Origin of the sequence: Endozoicomonas numazuensis, from assembly GCF_000722635.1 — a bacterium.
In the GTDB taxonomy this organism is placed as follows: Bacteria; Pseudomonadota; Gammaproteobacteria; order Pseudomonadales; family Endozoicomonadaceae; genus Endozoicomonas_A; species Endozoicomonas_A numazuensis.
In genome coordinates this window covers 377,245-395,442 of record NZ_JOKH01000003.1, presented here as the reverse complement: position 1 = coordinate 395,442, position 18,198 = coordinate 377,245, and the positions used below count along the sequence as shown (strand labels likewise).

General features: G+C 46.2%; 13 protein-coding genes. 8 read left to right on the top strand and 5 right to left on the bottom strand.

Annotation, left to right across the window (positions count from 1 at the left end):
* Positions 1–70 precede the first annotated feature (70 nt).
* Positions 71–5,608, top strand: a complete 5,538-nt coding sequence (locus GZ78_RS14550) for a tetratricopeptide repeat protein (RefSeq protein WP_034837425.1) — start codon at positions 71–73, stop codon at positions 5,606–5,608.
* Positions 5,609–5,867: 259 nt separating this feature from the next.
* On the opposite strand, the gene GZ78_RS14545 is transcribed toward GZ78_RS14550, so the two are convergent.
* The 4 genes from GZ78_RS14545 to GZ78_RS14530 form a co-directional block, all read right to left on the bottom strand.
* On the bottom strand, positions 5,868–6,644 hold the full coding sequence (locus GZ78_RS14545) for an HAD-IIB family hydrolase (RefSeq protein WP_034837422.1): 777 nt from the start codon (positions 6,642–6,644) through the stop codon (positions 5,868–5,870).
* 78 nt (positions 6,645–6,722) lie between these two features.
* A complete protein-coding gene (locus tag GZ78_RS14540; protein ID WP_034837417.1) occupies positions 6,723–8,009 on the bottom strand; it encodes a TRAP transporter large permease in 1,287 nt (428 codons plus the stop codon).
* 116 nt (positions 8,010–8,125) lie between these two features.
* A complete protein-coding gene (locus GZ78_RS14535) occupies positions 8,126–8,620 on the bottom strand; it encodes a TRAP transporter small permease (RefSeq protein WP_034837415.1) in 495 nt (164 codons plus the stop codon).
* Between the two features lie 88 nt (positions 8,621–8,708).
* Positions 8,709–9,728 (bottom strand): C4-dicarboxylate TRAP transporter substrate-binding protein, encoded by a 1,020-nt coding sequence (locus GZ78_RS14530; RefSeq protein WP_034837413.1) that lies wholly within the window; start codon positions 9,726–9,728, stop codon positions 8,709–8,711.
* A 218-nt stretch (positions 9,729–9,946) separates the two neighbouring features.
* On the opposite strand from GZ78_RS14530, the gene GZ78_RS14525 reads away from it, so the two are divergent.
* Positions 9,947–10,237 (top strand): hypothetical protein, encoded by a 291-nt coding sequence (locus GZ78_RS14525; RefSeq protein ID WP_152558741.1) that lies wholly within the window; start codon positions 9,947–9,949, stop codon positions 10,235–10,237.
* 233 nt (positions 10,238–10,470) lie between these two features.
* On the opposite strand, the gene GZ78_RS14520 is transcribed toward GZ78_RS14525, so the two are convergent.
* Positions 10,471–11,802 carry a transposase gene (locus GZ78_RS14520; protein ID WP_051785757.1) on the bottom strand — a complete coding sequence of 444 codons (1,332 nt, stop codon included), beginning with the start codon at positions 11,800–11,802 and terminating at the stop codon, positions 10,471–10,473.
* A 798-nt stretch (positions 11,803–12,600) separates the two neighbouring features.
* Between GZ78_RS14520 and GZ78_RS14515 the strand changes: the two genes are divergently transcribed.
* The 6 genes from GZ78_RS14515 to rplT all read left to right on the top strand — a co-directional run bounded on the left by GZ78_RS14515 (position 12,601) and on the right by rplT (position 18,157).
* Positions 12,601–13,212: a hypothetical protein gene (locus GZ78_RS14515; protein WP_034837407.1), complete on the top strand. Its 612-nt coding sequence runs from the start codon at positions 12,601–12,603 to the stop codon at positions 13,210–13,212.
* 389 nt (positions 13,213–13,601) lie between these two features.
* On the top strand, positions 13,602–14,423 hold the full coding sequence (locus GZ78_RS14510; RefSeq protein ID WP_201772718.1) for a glycerophosphodiester phosphodiesterase family protein: 822 nt from the start codon (positions 13,602–13,604) through the stop codon (positions 14,421–14,423).
* A gap of 397 nt (positions 14,424–14,820) precedes the next feature.
* Complete coding sequence (thrS, locus tag GZ78_RS14505) at positions 14,821–16,743, top strand: threonine--tRNA ligase (RefSeq protein ID WP_034838335.1); 1,923 nt, start codon at positions 14,821–14,823, stop codon at positions 16,741–16,743.
* Between the two features lie 50 nt (positions 16,744–16,793).
* Positions 16,794–17,372, top strand: coding sequence for a translation initiation factor IF-3 (gene infC, locus GZ78_RS14500; RefSeq protein WP_456236230.1), 579 nt, complete (start codon positions 16,794–16,796; stop codon positions 17,370–17,372).
* A gap of 201 nt (positions 17,373–17,573) precedes the next feature.
* Positions 17,574–17,765 (top strand): 50S ribosomal protein L35, encoded by a 192-nt coding sequence (rpmI, locus tag GZ78_RS14495; protein WP_034837404.1) that lies wholly within the window; start codon positions 17,574–17,576, stop codon positions 17,763–17,765.
* Between the two features lie 35 nt (positions 17,766–17,800).
* Positions 17,801–18,157 (top strand): 50S ribosomal protein L20, encoded by a 357-nt coding sequence (gene rplT / locus GZ78_RS14490; protein ID WP_034837400.1) that lies wholly within the window; start codon positions 17,801–17,803, stop codon positions 18,155–18,157.
* Positions 18,158–18,198: the final 41 nt, after the last annotated feature.

The following is an 18,198-nucleotide window of genomic DNA, read 5'->3' as shown; positions in this document are numbered from 1 at the left end:
ATCAGGAACTTATAACCAGAATGCCAGTCTTAATTGCATTGACCCCATCTCTACTAGAAAGGAGTTTAGAGTGCTTGAAGGAACTGGCGATCGCCCTGTAACCCCCACATCCCCCGTAACGTCTCTTGATCATCAGGAAGAACAGCCTGTGTCTGTTGTTCAGGTCGATCCGCTTTTGCCTGATTCTTCTGATTCTGAAGCCTCTGATTCTGAAGCCTTTGATTCTGTTAAAAGAAAGGTAGAGGTGGTTGTTGCAGAAGAGCCTTCAATCAAGAAGGGATTATCTCTCAGGCTAGAAGTTCTGCTATCGGCATTTCCGAAAATGGTGTCTGTTAATTCCGAAGGCTTAAGGAGAGAACTGGTCATATTGACGGTTCAAGTTAAGAGTAAGAAATACGCAGAAGGATTGAAGACTAGCGAGGAAATGCTGGAAAAAGCCAGAAAGGAAACACCGGAAAACAGCGCACTCATACAGTATCTTGAATCCATGTATCTGATTTGTTTACTGAATGGGAGTTTGGACATTGTAAAGCTTGAGGGGGTCCTGTCTGACAAAAACAGGGAAGAACGTATTGAATGGTACCTGGCTACCGCAAAGGCTGCTGCAACAGGCAGTGATTGGATTCAGGCATCCAAGAATAAGGAACTGTATTGTTATCGGAATGCAGCCGACCATGGCTCGGTAGTAGCCAAACAGAAACTGGTCAGGGAGGTACTGTTTTCGGAAACGCCCGCTACTTCGCCGTTTATGGACTGCGAGGCTCTGCGAATAATCAAGCAGTTATCTCTTCATAAAGACGAACATCTGCTCAAACCTGTAGATGATAGAGACAAGGTGATTCTTGAACTGGTCAGGCTGGTACGCAGTGAAAAAGGCGTGGACTTGCTTGCTGCACGTACACAGCTTGAAAAAACTCTTACGAGCAGTCGTGACGTGAAGCTGATTCGTCTGGCTCCATGGCTCTATGTTGAAGCTGCTTTCGGCCCAATTGATCCCGCTAAAGTGACTGAGCTGAGTAGCAAGTCTTCCAGGTGGCAAAAGAAACTGCAGACTGCTGAAGAGAAAAAATATCATGCGACATTCAGCAGCTATTGGGAAGCGGTCCTGATACTGAAAACCAGAGATAGAAGAGAAGGCCTTAGAAAATTAAAACTTCTTCAAAAGAATGGATTTGCTGCAGCAACCGTTTTAGTGGCCAGAGAATATAGAGCCACATCGAACTATTCAGAGTGTTTGAAGTTCTTCACTGATATAGAAGCTCCCTATTTGCACTATACCCCGGATCTGGCCTATGCCGGATACAGTTGTTATATGGGGTATACGGAGTATATGGAAGAGATGGGGGGGGCATTGTCCGAACCGTTCGAATTAGTTTCATATTCGGAGAAGCAACAGATACTTAAGGCTATAGAACTCCTCAAAATATCCAATACGCATTGCTTGGCCCAGGCGGGACCGACCAACTGTATGGATATATTAAAATATTACAACAATAATTTGCGGCAGTTACCGGCTCACTCAGGTGCTCTGGAAAAATGTGAGCGTCTTGATGCCTTCTATCGTGCTGTTGAAGCGGCTCCTTTCAGTCTTAATCCTGAAATGTTGATTCTCCGACACTACGCCCAGATGCTGAAAACCGGCACAGCCGACGATCATCTGGTGGTTGATGCTATTGCTTTAAACCCTGTGGCTGCGCTCTACCGGATGAGTGTGTTATGGCACGCCTCCAGCAAGATGACGCTTGAGCAGGTTCTATCCCAATTGGTTCACTGTGTGGGAGGTAACGTCGAGTTACTCGAAGCCTGGCATGAGGATCCTGAGTTCAGTCAGCTGGTGCCCATGCTCAGATCTAATCACGAGTTTATGGAGGATCCTGAGGCGGCTCTGAAGTTAGCCATAGCTCTGGGTGATCAGGATGATCCGGAGAATATTGAGCTGCATCTGAAGTTGGCCTGGATGCTTGAAAAGCAGAAGCGTACAGCGGAAGCCAATGAGCAGTACAGGCTTTACCGAGTTAAATCAAAAGGCAAGTACGGAATGCCTGATCCTGATGTAGTGGTGTTAGGGACAGAAATCAACTTTAGACAGTTACCTGCTGTTTATCTTGAATTGAACCGGTTCAATCCGGTTTCTTATCATCCTTTTGATGTAAAAGCCAAGTGCTCGCAGCTGAGCCGGCTGAAAGAAGCTCTTAAGGACGACTTGAATCTTCAGGCCAAAAGAGTCTGGATTGAAAAGGCGACTGACTTTTTAGCGAATAATTGTGCTCTGATTGAGCCCGTTGAGTTTGAAAGCCTGCAACTTCAGGTGGAGCAGGAAATTAAAAATCTGGAAAGAGGGATGGCAAGGGCCACTGAGTATGCTGAAAGTGTTTTGAATCACTTTACTGAAGGTGAAGATGAGTCATCGGGGAAATGGTTATCTGATTCTGATTTTGGTACTTGCAGTGAGAAGCTGACTGCATTGTCACCCTTGTATCACTGTATGCTCCCTTTAAAATACACTGCGCTTTGCAGCACCAATGAGCAGTTAGAAGCTCTGGCACCCTGGAAAGATGTGAAACAAGGCTGCCAGGCGCTGGAAAAGGCACTTGAAGCCGCTTATGATGAACCCGAACCTCAGGCTTTAATCCTGAGATCTGCTTCACTTCTTTCTGCTTTAAAGAAGGAGAATCCGAGAAAAGCTCTATTTCTCGCCATGCAACTTCAGGGTTATTTGAACGCTGAAAAAGCAGGTCTCGATTATGTACTGGGTGAACTGAATGCCCGACTCTTAAAGGCAGAAGCTGTTTACCTGTCCGATAGAGTGCCCGCCACGGAGGCATTGGATAAAAAAGTTAAGCTGCAGGAAAAGCTAACGGCAGCGGTAGTTAGATCCCCTGAACTGATTGCAGAAAATCTGACCAAGGTTAAACATGGTTTTGATGCAGAATTCTTCAAAGCATTGAAAATGAACCATGAATGCGCTGTTTTTCAGGTAGGCTATCTGACCAAAATGATGTCTGTCATTCCCGTGTCCTCTGTGAGTTTTGTTGAGGGTGTCAAAAGTCGTTTATCAAGAGATCCTAAAAGTCTGGATGAAGTGACTCGCATTCCTATTGTGGAAGCCGATGATGAAGCACCCTTTACTCATCTCTTGCAGGCATATTTTTGTGAACAGGATTGTGTACCCGTTATACAGACTTACCTGAGAGATAAAAAAGTCAGCGAGGGTGTAAAGGCTAATCTCATTCTGGCGGCTGAGGCTTTTGGTATCATCGGTTTTGAGCATAGGAAAGACATTTTAGACTGTCTGAAGAAGAAAACTCTGCCTTATCAGGTAAGCCGAATCATTCTGGCTGCAACCCCTGATGAATTACCCTCTGAAAAAACAATCAGTGAATTACAGTTCCAAGCTGACCGAGCAGTATTAACGGCTCTGGGAAAAACTTATCTGAAGTTTGGGCAACCTGATAAGGCCTACGACTGTTATCAAAGTATCAAAGCCGCTTATAAGGCTCCGTCTTATGAGAAATCCATGTTGGAATGGCGCCATGGGTTTAAGCCGGTTGTCGCCGAAATACCTATGATCATTGCCCGAGAAGGGGGACGTTCTGATCTGGGCGCTCAGTGTCGTTTGTTTGACTGGTTATGTTCAGAGTCTATTTGCGATTATACCAATGCCGCCACAGCTACTGTCTGCTATCGACATCTGGCAGCACCTTCACTGGTGCATTCTCCTGAAAGGGATTTTTATCTGGGAGCGGCCCTGTATCAGGGGGTCGGCTGTGATGCAGATGAAGAGAAAGGGCTGGAGAAGATGAGAGAAGCCTTGAACTCTCCGTCTCCGGTTCCTGCCTTCCGTCTTGTCTGGATGACTGAGCATGAATATTTACCCTCTGGTATCTGCCAGGAAGCTCATCCTGTCGATTTACTGGCACAAAAGGTGGATGGTTTGACTCCAGAGCGGGTGGATGAACTGGTCTTCAGCTTGGGAGTGAAAGAGCTCCAGATCATTATCAGCGCAATTAAAGCTCATGTTGAAAGCTCATCCGTCCCAAGTTCTGAGCTCGAAACAGTTATTGCACGTCTGGAAAGTGGAATAAACCGCTGGAAGGGGGTGTATGAGTCACCAGAGCCTAGCTCTACAACGTCTGTATTCTCTGATGCCGTAGAGTCTGGTTCTGCTTCAGTGGCAGAGCCGAAGACACTGTCACGAGAAGATGAGCTGACTGAAGAACTCGGCAGACTGGTTTTGGGCAAGAAACCTTTACAGGAAGGTTCTGATACCGTCTTTAATCTGTTGTTGGAACTGAGAAACATTCAAGGCGCGCGTTTTCCCGATTTTGACGATCAGGAAAAAGCCTGTGCAGCATTACTTCCTCATATTCCAATGAATGAGGAAGAGGGGTTGCAGGTTGTTCGACTGCTGTATCCGGAAAATGCTTCGACAGAGAGTAAAAGCAGAATACTTGAGACTATGCTCTACAGCTTTTATCTCGACGATATGGCTCAGGATGTGACGCTTGAACAGGCAGAGTATCTATTCAGTTTGATTCCGGAGGAACGACTGGCGTCGGCGGATCGTTTTCTTGCCAAACTGGGTAAGTATCTGAAACTGGCTCCCGGGTTATCTCCTGGACGCCTCAAATTCCTCGTGAAGCACGGATCTCTTACAGAAATTCAGAAACTGCCAGATTTTGCCTGTCAATACAGCGGTAAGCTGGCTGAAGACGTATACAGAACATTGAGAAGCAGAAGGCAACCGGTTCTTGCAGCCCGTTTTATGATCACTGTCATGTCCAATAGCAAGAGCAGTGAGCTTATAAAGCAGGGCCAGAAGACTTTGACTGAACTGATTGAACTGTACCCTGACTCGGTGGGGCCTGCAGTATTCGGTCATGTGCAACTGCAACCGGAAGCTAAACACACAATTCTCGAGAAGTTACCGAAATGGGCTTGTGAATGGCTTGTTCCAGAAGGAGCAAAACTCTCAGAAGAGAGCATGATGCTGCTTATTGAGCGAGGTGTGGTCACTGCAGACGAATTGCTGGAGTTGGAATGTGGCTTTGACCCTGCATTGCATTCGACTCTGCTTCAGCAAACTCAGGGTTTGCTGCCAGTGCAAAAACAGCTGGATTATATTCTTAAGACTTTGAAACCGGATATGCCCAGTCATGACAAGAAAGCTTTTTTCCCAGCTCTTGCCTTTGTATTAGCCTGCTCACCGGACAGTATCGGAAAAGCCCTTTTTGTACGTAATCTGTTAACACCTGAAGAAAAGCTGGAGTTTTTTGACTCTCTGCCCTCAGCGACCAAGGCGATGGTAGACAGTTTTGTCGAGAAAGCTGGTTTGGGTCAGGTAGCCCTCAAAGCGGTGGAGCTGATCAAAGTTCGGGAAGTTAATTTACTTGATAAAAGTAATAAAGCGATCAGTGGTGAAGTGGAGTACGATCTCGTCACCCTGATGCAACTGTACCGAAGTTTCAAGGGGTCCGATCAGGACTTCGTTGCAACTCAGCTGCTTCGCGTTATGAAACGAGCGGCTCAAAATCTTATCAGTGCCGATAAAAATGATCGTGATCGGTTAAAGTACAGAGCATTGGCCGCTGGAGTTTTAACGCTTTAGGAATTGTCTCGAAATAACTTCCCTGTTTGCTTCCAACTTCGTTAGCCCTGAGCTTGTCGAAGGGTTATGACATTGGGCTTCGACAAAGCTTCAGACTGAACGGATTTTGAGCAGATTTGAATAAGGAAGTTATTTCAGGACTATTCCTTAATAGCCTTCAAGCCGATACCGTTCGCACTGAGCCTGTCGAAGTGCCTTGTCCATATCCTTCGACAAGCTTCAGGATGAACGGAATATACATTGGCCATAACGCTGGCCTTCAAGCCTTCAAAGCCAGCAGAGCTTCCGTGAATTCCGCAAACCCATAGCCACCGGGCTTACTCATGACCACAGAAGGTTTATGAGACAACTTGTCCCAGTACTTTTTAATGTTGGCAACACCCACGGATAAAGGCAGGTGTTCAAACATTTGTTGATCATTCATTGAGTCACCGGCGTAGCAGGTTTTGGTCAGAATATCATTTTGACTCAGACCCTTGGCTTCCAGAAAACCCAGAGAAGTCACTCGCTTGGAGTGTTCGCCGTACCAGGCATTAATGTGGATGGAGCTGGCTGTGGCATGGGCACCCAGTTTATGAATGCGTGCCACAATCTCTTCAATAATCCCGTGATCGACTTTTGGACGGTTCTGGCCAATATCAATAGCCACTTCGCAGAGTCGGTAGGATTGATCGAGAGTCAGGTTCAGCTCTGGGTAGTCTTTGAGAATTTCCAGAACCTCTGCCTTCAGCTCATTCTGCTTTTGTCGTATTTCTTCCAGATTGCGATCGGCCTGAATCGTCAGAAAGCCCTCTTTCTTTTCAAGAATAAAGGCGCCATTCTCACCCAGAACCGCATCCACAGGCCACAACTGGGCAATGTGGTCACACCATCCGGCACATGCTCCGGTCACGGCAATTACCTTGATGTCAGCATCTTGCAGCTTTTTCAAAGCGATCAGGGTTTCGGGTGGCAGATGCCCGTCACAGGTCAGGGTGTCGTCTACGTCTGTCAGTACCCACTCAACATTTTTCCAGTCTTGGTTCAGTTTTGTCATCGCTGTTAGGTAGCTTCTTGCAATAATAATTCATTCTTACCATGAGTGGAGCACAGCGCCCCACTCATGCCGGAAAAATCAGGTCAACAGATTAGGCAGAAACAGGGCTACATCTTCAAAAAAGGTCAGGATCATCAGAACAGCCAGCAAAGCGAGCAGCAGAGGATACACTTCCTTCATAAAATCGGTGAGCCGCACTTTCAGAATGGAGCAGACAGTAAACATCATGGAACCAAAAGGTGGGGTTACGCCACCGATCATGATATTCACAATCACTACAATACCGAAGTGAACCGGATCAATGCCTGCATTCAGTACTGCAGGTAGCAGCAATGGTGTCAGAATGATCATGGCGGCTCCGCCTTCGATGAACATGCCGACCACCAACAGCAGGACATTGATAAGTAACAGCAGGAGCAGTTTGTTGTCTGTCAGCTCGATCAATGCTGAAGCGATGTTCTGGGGAATTTGCTCCAGGGTCATGTAATAGCCAAACACCATGGCGCCAATAATGATGAAAATGACACTGCCGGTTCCCTGAATGGTTTCTTTCAGAATCGCCGGGAAGTGGGTGATTTTCAGCTCTTTGTAGATAAACAGTCCTACAACGGCACACAGAAGAACAGCAATGGCACCGGCTTCGGTAGGCGTAAACAGGCCAAATCGCATACCCAGGATAATGCCAAAAGGAATCAGAAGAGCAGGGGTTGCTTTCAGAAAGTGCTGAAAGCGTTCACCGGCAGAGGCTGGCTTTTCACGGGAAGGCTTATAACCACGACGTTTGGATATAATCGCAATAACGATTATCAGTGACACTGCCATCATCAGAGCAGGCACGTAACCGGCAATGAACATCTTGTGTACGGATACACCGGCCAGCAGTGAGAAAATAATCAGGTTAATGCCCGGTGGTATCACCGGACTAATAATGGAGGAGGCTGCAGTCACTGCTGCAGAAAATGCCTTGCCATATCCTCTCTGGGTCATTTCTGGCACCAGTATCTTGGATTGCATGGCAGCATCAGCATTGGCAGAGCCGGAAATTCCGCCCATAAAAGTACTCAGGGCTACGTTCACTTGGGCTAAGCCACCGGTTTTGTGACCAACAATGGAGTCAGCAAACGACAGTAGGCTTCTACTGATGCCCGAGTAGTTCATGACAGATCCCACCATGATAAAGAATGGGATGGCCAGCAGTGGAAACGATTCCACAGAAGATGTGAACTTTTGCATCACCAGAGTCACCGGGATGGTGTTGTTCAAAAACAGGAAATAGGACATTGCCGCTGCAATCAGCGAGAAGGCAATGGGAATGTTCAGAAGAAACAGAACAAACAGTATAAATATCGGGATATAGCTTTCCATCAGACCACTTTATTCCAGTAAAAGTGTGCAAAATTCGTTGCCTGAACAGCCATGAGCGAAATTTTTTTACGCCAAACGGACTTCAGTACTTCAACGATCAAGATTGAGGGTTGGATTCAGGCTTTTGCATTGCGAATAGCGCGCATCTCCATAACTTCCCGGGCAATAAAGCGAACGGTGTGCAAAAACATCATGCCAAAGCACAACAGCAGCACACTGTTGATGTAGAAATAGGACAGACCCATAACCGGAGTCGACTTGGTCGAAATCATCAGGTAGTCAAAGCTCAACCAGGTCATGATGGCATTAAGACCCAGTAACAGGGTCAGGACACACAAGCGAAAAGCAGGTTTCACTTTCTCCGGGAGCATGGCCACAATAACATCAACACCCATGTGGAGCTTGTGCTTGTAGCAGGAGCTGATACCGAGATAGACCGCCCAAACAAAGCAGATGACGGATAACTCTTCACTCCAGGGCACTACAAAACCAAAGCCGTATCGCAGAATAACGTTGATAATAACGACCAGAACGGTGACCGAGATGGCGGCCGAAGCCAGAATCTCTTCAAGGTTCTTAAACAGCCATGTGCCGATAAAGGGTATTTGCATGGGCTCTCACAGGTTTGCTAATGACTAAAACGAAAAAATGCTGCTTTCAGTCAGAAAACAGCATTCCTTCGCTTGTGTTCTTTGGGCCTTAGTGGGCGTTGGACTCACGGATTTTGGTGAGTTCTTTCATGATGGTGTCGTGAATACCTTCACTCCAGCCCGGGAACTCGTCATAAACTTTGGAGGTCAATGTATTGAACTCGGTGGTATCGACTTCGTTGAAGGTGACACCTTCTTCTTTCAACTTGTCGGTGTATTCTGCTTCCAGACGAACCAGCTCATTGTTGTTGGACAGAGCACCGGCAGAGAGCTCTTCATTCACAATGGCCTGCTGTTCAGGTGTCAGCTTGTCCCACAGTTTGGGAGAAATGTAGATACCCACAGAGCCCAGGAAGTGTTTGGTCATGGACATATTCTTGGCCACTTCATAGATTTTTGTGGAGTACATGGTCAACACTGAACCTTCCAGACCATCTACGATACCCTGTTGAACACCCGCATACGTTTCAGGGAAGGCGAGAGACGCCGGGGCAGCACCCATCGCTTTCAGTGTGCTTATAAACAACTGGCTTTGAGGGACGCGGATACGCATACCTTTGATATCGTCAGAGTTCTTGATTTCTTTGTTGGTAATCATGTGGCGGAAGCCAAACATGTAATCCAGGTTCAGAACTTTGATACCTTTTTCTTCAGCCTGTTGTTTCAGACCTTTCACCAGGTCGGTCTGCATCATGGCCACGTATTCGTCATAGGTGTTGTACAGCATGGGGCCGGCCAGGGCAGAAAAATCAGGTACATAGTCACCCAGGTAAGTCAGGTCTTCTACGGCAATCCAGTTGGCGCCATTCACTACCTGTTCGAGGTTATCTTTGTAGACCGGCAGCTGACCGCCAGGGAAGACCGTGATGTTTACGCTGCCTCCACTGCGCTCACGAATGTTATCAGTCGCTTTTACCAACTCTTTGGTCAGCAGCTCGTTAGGGCTGAAAACCAAACTCATGTTGATGTCGATGGGTTTTTGGGCAGTGCTTTCAGTAGAAGCACTCTCCTTGTTGCAGCCGGTCAGTAGGATGCTGATGGCGACAATAGCTCCAATAAATTTTTTCATGACTTCATTCCGAAAAAATATTTTTTTAATGTGAGTTGAGCTAACAAATTTCAGCCGGGAGAATATAGAGTGAATATTTCAGTTTTATGACACTCCTGTCTATACGGTTGTAGTAATGGTTCATAGTTGAAAACCTCTATTTCATTTCTGTTAAAAGATTGCAATGCCAGTGACTTCTACAATACTTGGCTAGTCCTCCCTTGCCCGAGGTGGCTCGTATGAAAAGGCCCTGGTTATTTCCATTGTCCTGCTCAACGCTATTTGTTGTTAGTTCACCCTTGGTTAATGCTGCAGTTGAGGTTCTTCCCGTTTCTGATCCTGTGAGATCTGCGTTCAAAAAGGGTGAGGCCGGTTCTGAATGGACTGAGTCGGAATTGGAAAAAGCACGAACGACAAAGGATGATCCAAAAATAGATATAAGGGTTGAGGTTGAAACGGATGATGGACCAAGGTTATTTAATGTTCAATTGAATGAAGGCAGCGCAAATTTTAGCCACCGTTCATATTAAATACGATTTTCAGCTACGAAGAGCAAATCATAATTGGCAGATTGTTCAGGATACCTTCTGCTTGAGGATTAACAGAGTCCAAGAACCAGCAATTCCCGCTGACCATTAATAAATGTTCGATCCAATAGATTATTTTGATGCCATTTATTCGGGCCGAACAACACCCGACTGCTTAATCAGTCAATCTGTCAGCAAGTTCTAAACACAGGAAATCAGGGCCACCAGTATCTTTGCTACGTGGTATCAACTACTAGGTGCTTTAAGCTGGCACTCCTGCCTTCAGTAATCGCTGCAAACACGTCTTCCCAGTTTTCGATGGTGAACCAGTCAAATAATCCCCTGATCGCATGCCATAGCGCTTTTTTGGACTTCTTTGCTTCAAGAGCCTGCTGGAAGAACTTGCAAGCCAGCTGCTCTATCTGGTCGATGAGGAAGGCGCTGAACGTCAGGCAGGCCAGATTGGTCGCCAGATGTTGCTTTCCGTGCCCGTAATTGTGTTCGAGGTGGTAGCCCTGTGTTTTTAGCGTGTTAAAGGTTTCGTTCTCAATTTTCCACTTAGCGCGGCCTCCTCGCATGACTTTCGCCACATTCTCCTGAGTGAGTTGAATATCGGTTATCCATGTGTTGACGTATTTTTTGCCTTTCGGATCAGTTTCGACGTATTCGAGGTAGTTGACCAGTGTCTTTTTATGAGACTTATTGATGGAGACGTTGTTCACGAACCGGAACCAATGCTTATGACCCTTTTCATCGGTAAACTGATAGCGTTTCACTTTGTCAGCCTTATCCAGTTCGTCAACCGATTCATAAAGCGACGTATGCGAAGTGTCCTTTGCCACCATGATGAAGCTGTATCCGTGGGATTTCACCAGCTTGATGGTCGGGCCGTCGGAGTAAAGATCGTCGAAGTTCAGAACCAGCTTAAGGTGTGGGTGCTCTCTGGATATGTTTGACAGAAGTCGTTTCAACGCCGTTTTTTCACAGTCATTCTTTGAGGCATCCACCTGCTGAATAATGGGTTCCGGCATTAAAGGGAGTACTTCCTTTTTGCCCGGCTTTACCAGACAGCAAGCTAATAGCTGGTGATAGTACTGAGGATTCTTGCTACCTGGCTTTTTTACGCAGCATTCCGGGCAGTCAATTTTACCTGAGCTGAAATGTCCAGTTCCATCAATTGGCGCGAGATAGCCTTCGTCAAAATATTCGAACTGCCTGAGGCGCCCGGAGCGTTGAACAAAAGCAAACAGCCGGGTAAAGAACTTGCGGAAATAGCGAGTTTCAATGGGGTCAAGCATCTCCCGAAGGTAGGTGTCACAAGGGACTTGTCCAACTCTGTATAACGATTTCAGGTTACGTAACTTATCCGGTTTTTTTACACAATCACGGTCAAACTGAAGCAGTGACGGATACTTCAAGTGCATGACGGCAAGACCGCTCATGATGGCGTCATGAAGTGGAATTGAATCCTCATTGATTCTTTTGCGAAAATCAGGAATTTTCGAAGCTTCTTTAGAGACAATGGTGATCAGTTTTTCAGCAACAGTCTTTCGATTGGATGGCGGCATAGTAAAATAACAACACACATAAAATCTGGAATAATCTTGTTGAAAGTTTACAATTTCCTGATTGTCGAGTCAGCCTTAATCCCTTGGTACTATTGATCGGAATCAATTAAGCGGGAATTGCTGTCCAAGAACCGCCCCCTGCTTCAGCGTAAGAAAAAGTTTCCATTAAACCCTTCTTTGTGATAGAGGGGAGCGCTATCTGGATACCTGTTACGACGAGAAGTGGGTAGCCATTAATATCGGCGATATTGAGCCCTGGAAACGCAAACTGGAATTCAGGCATATAAATTAATCGTCTTCTGAAGGTTATTTCTGTTACAACTCCTCACTTTTGATCAGCCAACCTGTAAAAGCCCCTCTAATATTCCGTCTCCTTCTTACTCGTTCAATAAATGCTGGCTCATAAGCTTCAATCTTTCTTACTGGGACATAGCAGATGGAAGTAATATGAATGTTATAAATGGTTCATATAAATTCAACTGTTAGGTGGAACTTAGTCCTCAGAAAACTGTCCACAGTATTTAAATAGAATAATCATGATTTAAAGGAAGTAAGTAAAAAATGATTGGAACTAAAATGATAAACTTTGGTTTAAGGTGTATAACTCAACCTTCAAGGGAGAACTATAACCACTTGAGAGGTTGTGTAAATACAAGGAATGTCAGTTGTATAAGCGATGGTATAAGAAAGCTACTCAGGACTTCTGGGTGCTCTCTATCTAATTGTTATACAGCTTCTGAAAAAAAAGTCCTTAGATGTTATAAAACCGATCGATTATTAGTAAGGGCACTCTACCCTATGCGGATAGAAGATGTTCCTGTAAAATCAGATTTTAGAGCACTTCAGTGGGAGTTAGATGAAGTCGTACATAATACGGAGCGAAAATCAAGTTCAACAACCTATATTCCTTATAAAGTCCCTGTTTTGCCTGTTGGGTATTTAGGTATTCTTTTGGATTTAGAAAAGTGCAATTTAGAAGGAGTTTATATGCATGATGCATTTGTTTCGAGGGTAGATATGGCTGGCCGAAAAATCTTTTGGTCTAATCCATTAAAAACATATGTACTGCATGAAGATCCAAGTGTTGCTGTTGATAGATCTGATATAAAGCATAAAGCACACTTATGGCAATATAAACTAGATGGCCCTAAACAATTAAAAAAACTCACTCAAGAAGTCAGTTTAGTGCGGGGTAAGAAACCCGTGGAGTATAATGAAGTAGTTGTTGGTTACGACAAAGATTCTATTATCGGAGTTATGGCTACTCTTAATAACACCCTACATGATAATGGAATCTCAAATAAGGAAATATTGTCTGATAGTAAGAATTTCAAATCAATTATATCGGATAGGCTTAATATATGCGTACCGGTATTGCGTTATAATTGCAGTAATGGTGAACTTTATTGAACACATAACGTCTGGTTAAGCGGCGCGCCGAAGGGGGGTGGTCTCTCAATCTGATAGTTGTCTTAACAATCAGCTAGCCCGAATATTTCATAAACGAGCAGCAGCTATCGGTCATATTTCTTAATTTTGTCCTTGTCTGTGGATTTGTTGCTCTGTCAACCGCCTTGCACTTCTGCCGCCATCAGTTTCCTGACTACAATTCTTGGTTTTCTCGAGCCTCCTGATTCACAGTACTTGCAGCGTCTTCAGCAAGAATTGGATCAGGCAAGACTGGAAGGGGAACAGTAATCTAAAATGTTCATGTTATGGGGGGGTTTTCATTTATGTTCGAATTCTGTTGATTGATGGCTGGTTTGTCATAAGTGTGAAATAATTGGCTGGTATTGTGAATGAAACCTAATAGTTGCCCGGTGCAGCCATTGGATTTCTTCATTAAGGCAAGGCCAAATCCCTCTTTACAGAGTCCAGAAGTCATGGATATTTCAGTAAACACAGAGAGTCAGAAGTTGTTGACGGCTCACCGTGGTATTCCTTCCAAAGCGCCTGAAAACACCCTGTCCGGCATACGATTGGCAGCACAGTTGGGTGCACGCTGGGTTGAGTTGGACACGCAGCTGAGCAAAGACCGAATTCCAGTGATCATGCACGATGAAAGCCTGGATAGAACCACCAACGGTACGGGGTTACTCAGGGAAAAGACTCTGGATCAACTGAGAATGCTGGATACCGGGGAGTGGTACAAGGCAGACTACTCCGGTGAGTTGTTCCCCATTCTGGAAGAAGCACTGGAAGAGTGTAAAAGACTGAATTTGACGCTTAATCTAGAATTGAAGCTTTACCCTGGCAGTGATCCTGAAGCATTGGCCGAGCGGGTGATTGAGTTGATTCAGGAGACAGAGTTTCCCTTGGATAAACTGTTGTTGTCCAGTTTTTCCGGAGATGCATTAATCCGTTGTCGTGAACTGATGCCTGACGTACGTCGTGGTTTTATATCAGATAGAACGGACTTTAGTCTGAATCAAACGTTGAATGAGATCGAGCCCTATAGCATCCATCTTGATCATAGAATACTGACTCCTGAAATTGCCAGAGATATTAAAGGCACAGGTGTTGTTCTGGCTATCTGGACATTAAATGAGCCTGAGAAAGCCGAGTATTTCTTTAACATGGGTGTAGATAACATTATCACCGACATGATTGATCAGTTCTGATCATTTGAGGGGGTGGATGGATGCACAATTGAGCCTCTGATGAGTGAGAAGTCAGAGTATTCATAGGCGAATATCCTGCTTTCCTGACTTGACACGGGCTGTGAAAAACTCACAATGAACTTATGGATGCCTATTCTTGGCAGACCAGAAATACTGTCCCAGATTTTCTCCTTTCAATCAGCGAGAAAATCCAAGCAACCCCTGGTATGGGTTGCCACTGGTACAAAGGTTCTCAGTCCTTGGTATGGGCTGGTAAGAACGATGAGCAAGCAGCCTCCGGTATAGGTTGCCACTGAAGATGAACACTATGCCTATAGCGGCTTAGATGCCTATAGCGGCTTAGATGCCTAAAGCGGTAAAAGAGCCCCTGGCAGCAAAAATTAAGGAATTTCTCCTCATGCCTGTAATTACGCTTCCCGACGGCAGCAAGCGCGAGTTTGCTGACGCAGTTTCCGTAATGGAAGTGGCCCAGGATATTGGTCCGGGCCTGGCCAAAGCGACTCTGGCGGGTCGTATCAATGGTGAGCTGGTGGATGCCAGTGCCAAAATCACGGAAGACTCTGAATTGTCCATTATCACTTCCCGTGATGAAGAAGGGGTCGATGTGATTCGTCACTCAACGGCTCACCTGCTGGCGATGGCTACTCAGGATCTTTACCCGGGCGCACAGGTCACCATCGGTCCTGTTATTGATAATGGCTTTTATTACGACTTCTCTTATGAGCGGGCATTCAACCTGGAAGATCTTGAGAAGATCGAAAAGCGCATGACTGAGCTGGCCAAGCAGGATCTGGGTATTGAGCGAGTAGTTATGACTCGTGAAGAAGCCATCAGTGCTTTCCAGGCCATGGGTGAAGAGTACAAGGTTGAGATCATAAATGATCTGCCTGCAAGCGAAGCGATTTCTGTCTACCGCCAGGGTGAGTGGATGGACCTGTGTCGTGGACCACACGTCCCTTCAACAGGCAAGCTTAAAGCTTTCAAACTGATGCGTGTGGCCGGTGCTTACTGGCGTGGTGATTCCAGCAACGAAATGCTGACCCGTATCTATGGTACTGCCTGGGAAGATAAAAAAGCCCTGAAAGCCTATTTACAGCGTCTGGAAGAAGCTGAAAAGCGTGACCACCGTAAACTGGGTAAGAGGCTTGACCTGTTTCATATGCAGGAAGAAGCGCCGGGTATGGTCTTCTGGCATCCTAATGGTTGGGCTATCTATCAGGAGCTCGAGCAGTACATGCGTACTAAGCAGATTATGCATGGCTATAAAGAGATCAAGACACCTCAGCTGGTGGATCGTTCTCTTTGGGAGAAATCGGGTCACTGGGACAAGTTCAAAGACGACATGTTCACGACTAATTCAGAAGAGCGTGATATTGCTGTTAAGCCCATGAACTGCCCATGCCACGTTCAGGTGTTCAATCAGGGGCTTAAAAGTTACCGTGATCTGCCTCTGCGACTGGCAGAGTTTGGTTCCTGTCACCGTAATGAACCATCCGGTGCATTACACGGAATCATGCGTGTTCGAGGCTTTGTTCAGGACGACGCCCATATTTTCGCGACAGAAGATCAGATTCAGTCTGAAGTGGCTTCTTTCATCGACTTCCTCCATGAAGTGTATGAAGACTTTGGCTTCAGTCGTGACAACATGCTTTACAAACTGTCTACCCGCCCTGAAAAACGCGTAGGTTCCGACGAAATCTGGGATAAAGCCGAAAAAGCTCTGGCAGAAGCCCTGGATGCACAGGAGCTGCCATGGGAAGAACTACCGGGTGAAGGTGCTTTCTACGGCCCTAAAATCGAATTTTCCCTGAAAGACTGCATTGGCCGGGTGTGGCAGTGTGGTACTATTCAGGTCGATTTCTCGATGCCAGGACGCCTGGGTGCTGAATATGTCGATGAAAGCGGTGAGCGTAAAACCCCCGTTATGTTGCACAGAGCGATTCTTGGGTCGTTTGAGCGTTTCATTGGTATACTTATTGAGCACTATGAAGGAGCTATGCCTCCATGGCTTGCACCCAAGCAGGTTGCCATCCTCAACATCACTGACAGACAGGCTGATTATGCGGCCGAATTGGAAAAAATGTTGATGGAAAAGGGCGTTAGGGTAAAAGCGGACTTGAGAAACGAGAAGATCGGCTTTAAAATCCGCGAGCACACCTTGAATAAGGTGCCTTATCTGCTGGTTATTGGCGATAAGGAAATGGAAAACAGAACCGTTGCTGTTCGTACCCGTAAAGGTGAAGACTTGGGTACCATGCCAGTAGAGGCATTCGTAGAGCATTTAGCAGCGGATATCAGCAAGCGTGGCCGTACTGCGTAATTTATTGTCCTATGGTTTGTCAGGTAGTGTTTTAACCTTTCCTGACAAGCTTGTTTGTACAGGCTGCCTTTACAGGAGATACACCTATCAGACGTAACAGCTTCCGTGATCGTCGTCCGCAGAAAGCGCCGATCAATGAGAATATCCGTGCCAAAGAAGTCCGACTGATTGGGGCCGATGGCTCCCAGGTAGGGGTGGTCGATACCCGTGACGCTTTGACCATGGCCCAGGAAGCAGGGCTGGATCTGGTTGAGATCAACGCTACCAGCGAACCGCCTGTCTGTAAGATCCTTGACTACGGCAAGCATCAGTACGAGACAAAGAAGCAGAAGGCCGCTGCGAAGAAGAAGCAGGTTCAGACCCAGGTGAAAGAAGTTAAGTTTCGCCCGGGCACAGAGGATGGGGATTATCAGGTAAAACTGCGCAACCTGATACGTTTCCTGACTGAGGGCAACAAGGCGAAGGTTTCTCTTCGTTTTCGTGGTCGTGAGATGGCTCACCAGCAGCTGGGCATGGAACTGATGAGAAGGGTTGAAAAAGACCTGGAAGAAATCGGAACCGTTGAACAGCATCCAAAGATGGAAGGCCGTCAATTGATCATGGTTATTGCCCCGAAAAAGAAGAAGTGATTTGTTTGTAAAAAAACCGGTCGCTGAGTAAGTGACCGGTTTTTTATGTTCTGAGTGAATATTTTCTGTATGGAAAATAGAACTCTGGACTGAATAACGATTGCTTTTATTTTTAATATCCCGACACCTCCAGGCCCTGAAACGGGCGCCGCTCTCTCCAAGGAGAAGGGGTAGGTAGTCGCGAATGCGGAGTGCTTTTTCATGCCAAAAATGAAAACCAACAGTGGTGCCGCCAAGCGTTTCAAGAAAACGGCTAGCGGTTACAAGCGTAAGGGTGCCTTCAAGAGTCACATCCTGACCAAGATGACCACCAAGCGTAAGCGTCAGCTGCGTGGTACCTCCATGGTAACACCTGCCGACCAGGGTCTCGTTAAGCGTATGCTGCGCGACTAATCGCTTTTTAGATCATTTTTTCGGAGATATAGCTCATGGCACGTGTAAAACGTGGTGTAGTCGCGCGTAAGCGTCACAAGAAAGTTTTGAAAGCAGCTAAAGGTTACTACGGAGCGCGTTCGCGTATCTTCCGTGTAGCCAAGCAGGCTGTAACCAAAGCAGGTCAGTATGCTTACCGTGACCGTCGTCAGCGTAAGCGTCAGTTCCGCGCTCTGTGGATTGCCCGTATTAACGCCGGTGCGCGTATGAACGGACTGTCCTACAGCCGTTTCATCGCTGGTCTGAAGAAGGCTGCGATCGAAATCGACCGTAAGGTTCTGGCTGATCTGGCTGTGCACGACAAGGCCGTTTTCGGTCAGCTGGTTGAAAAGGCTAAAGCTTCTCTGGCTTAAGTCTGATTCATATCAGTGTTTAACGGGGTTATGGCTTTGCC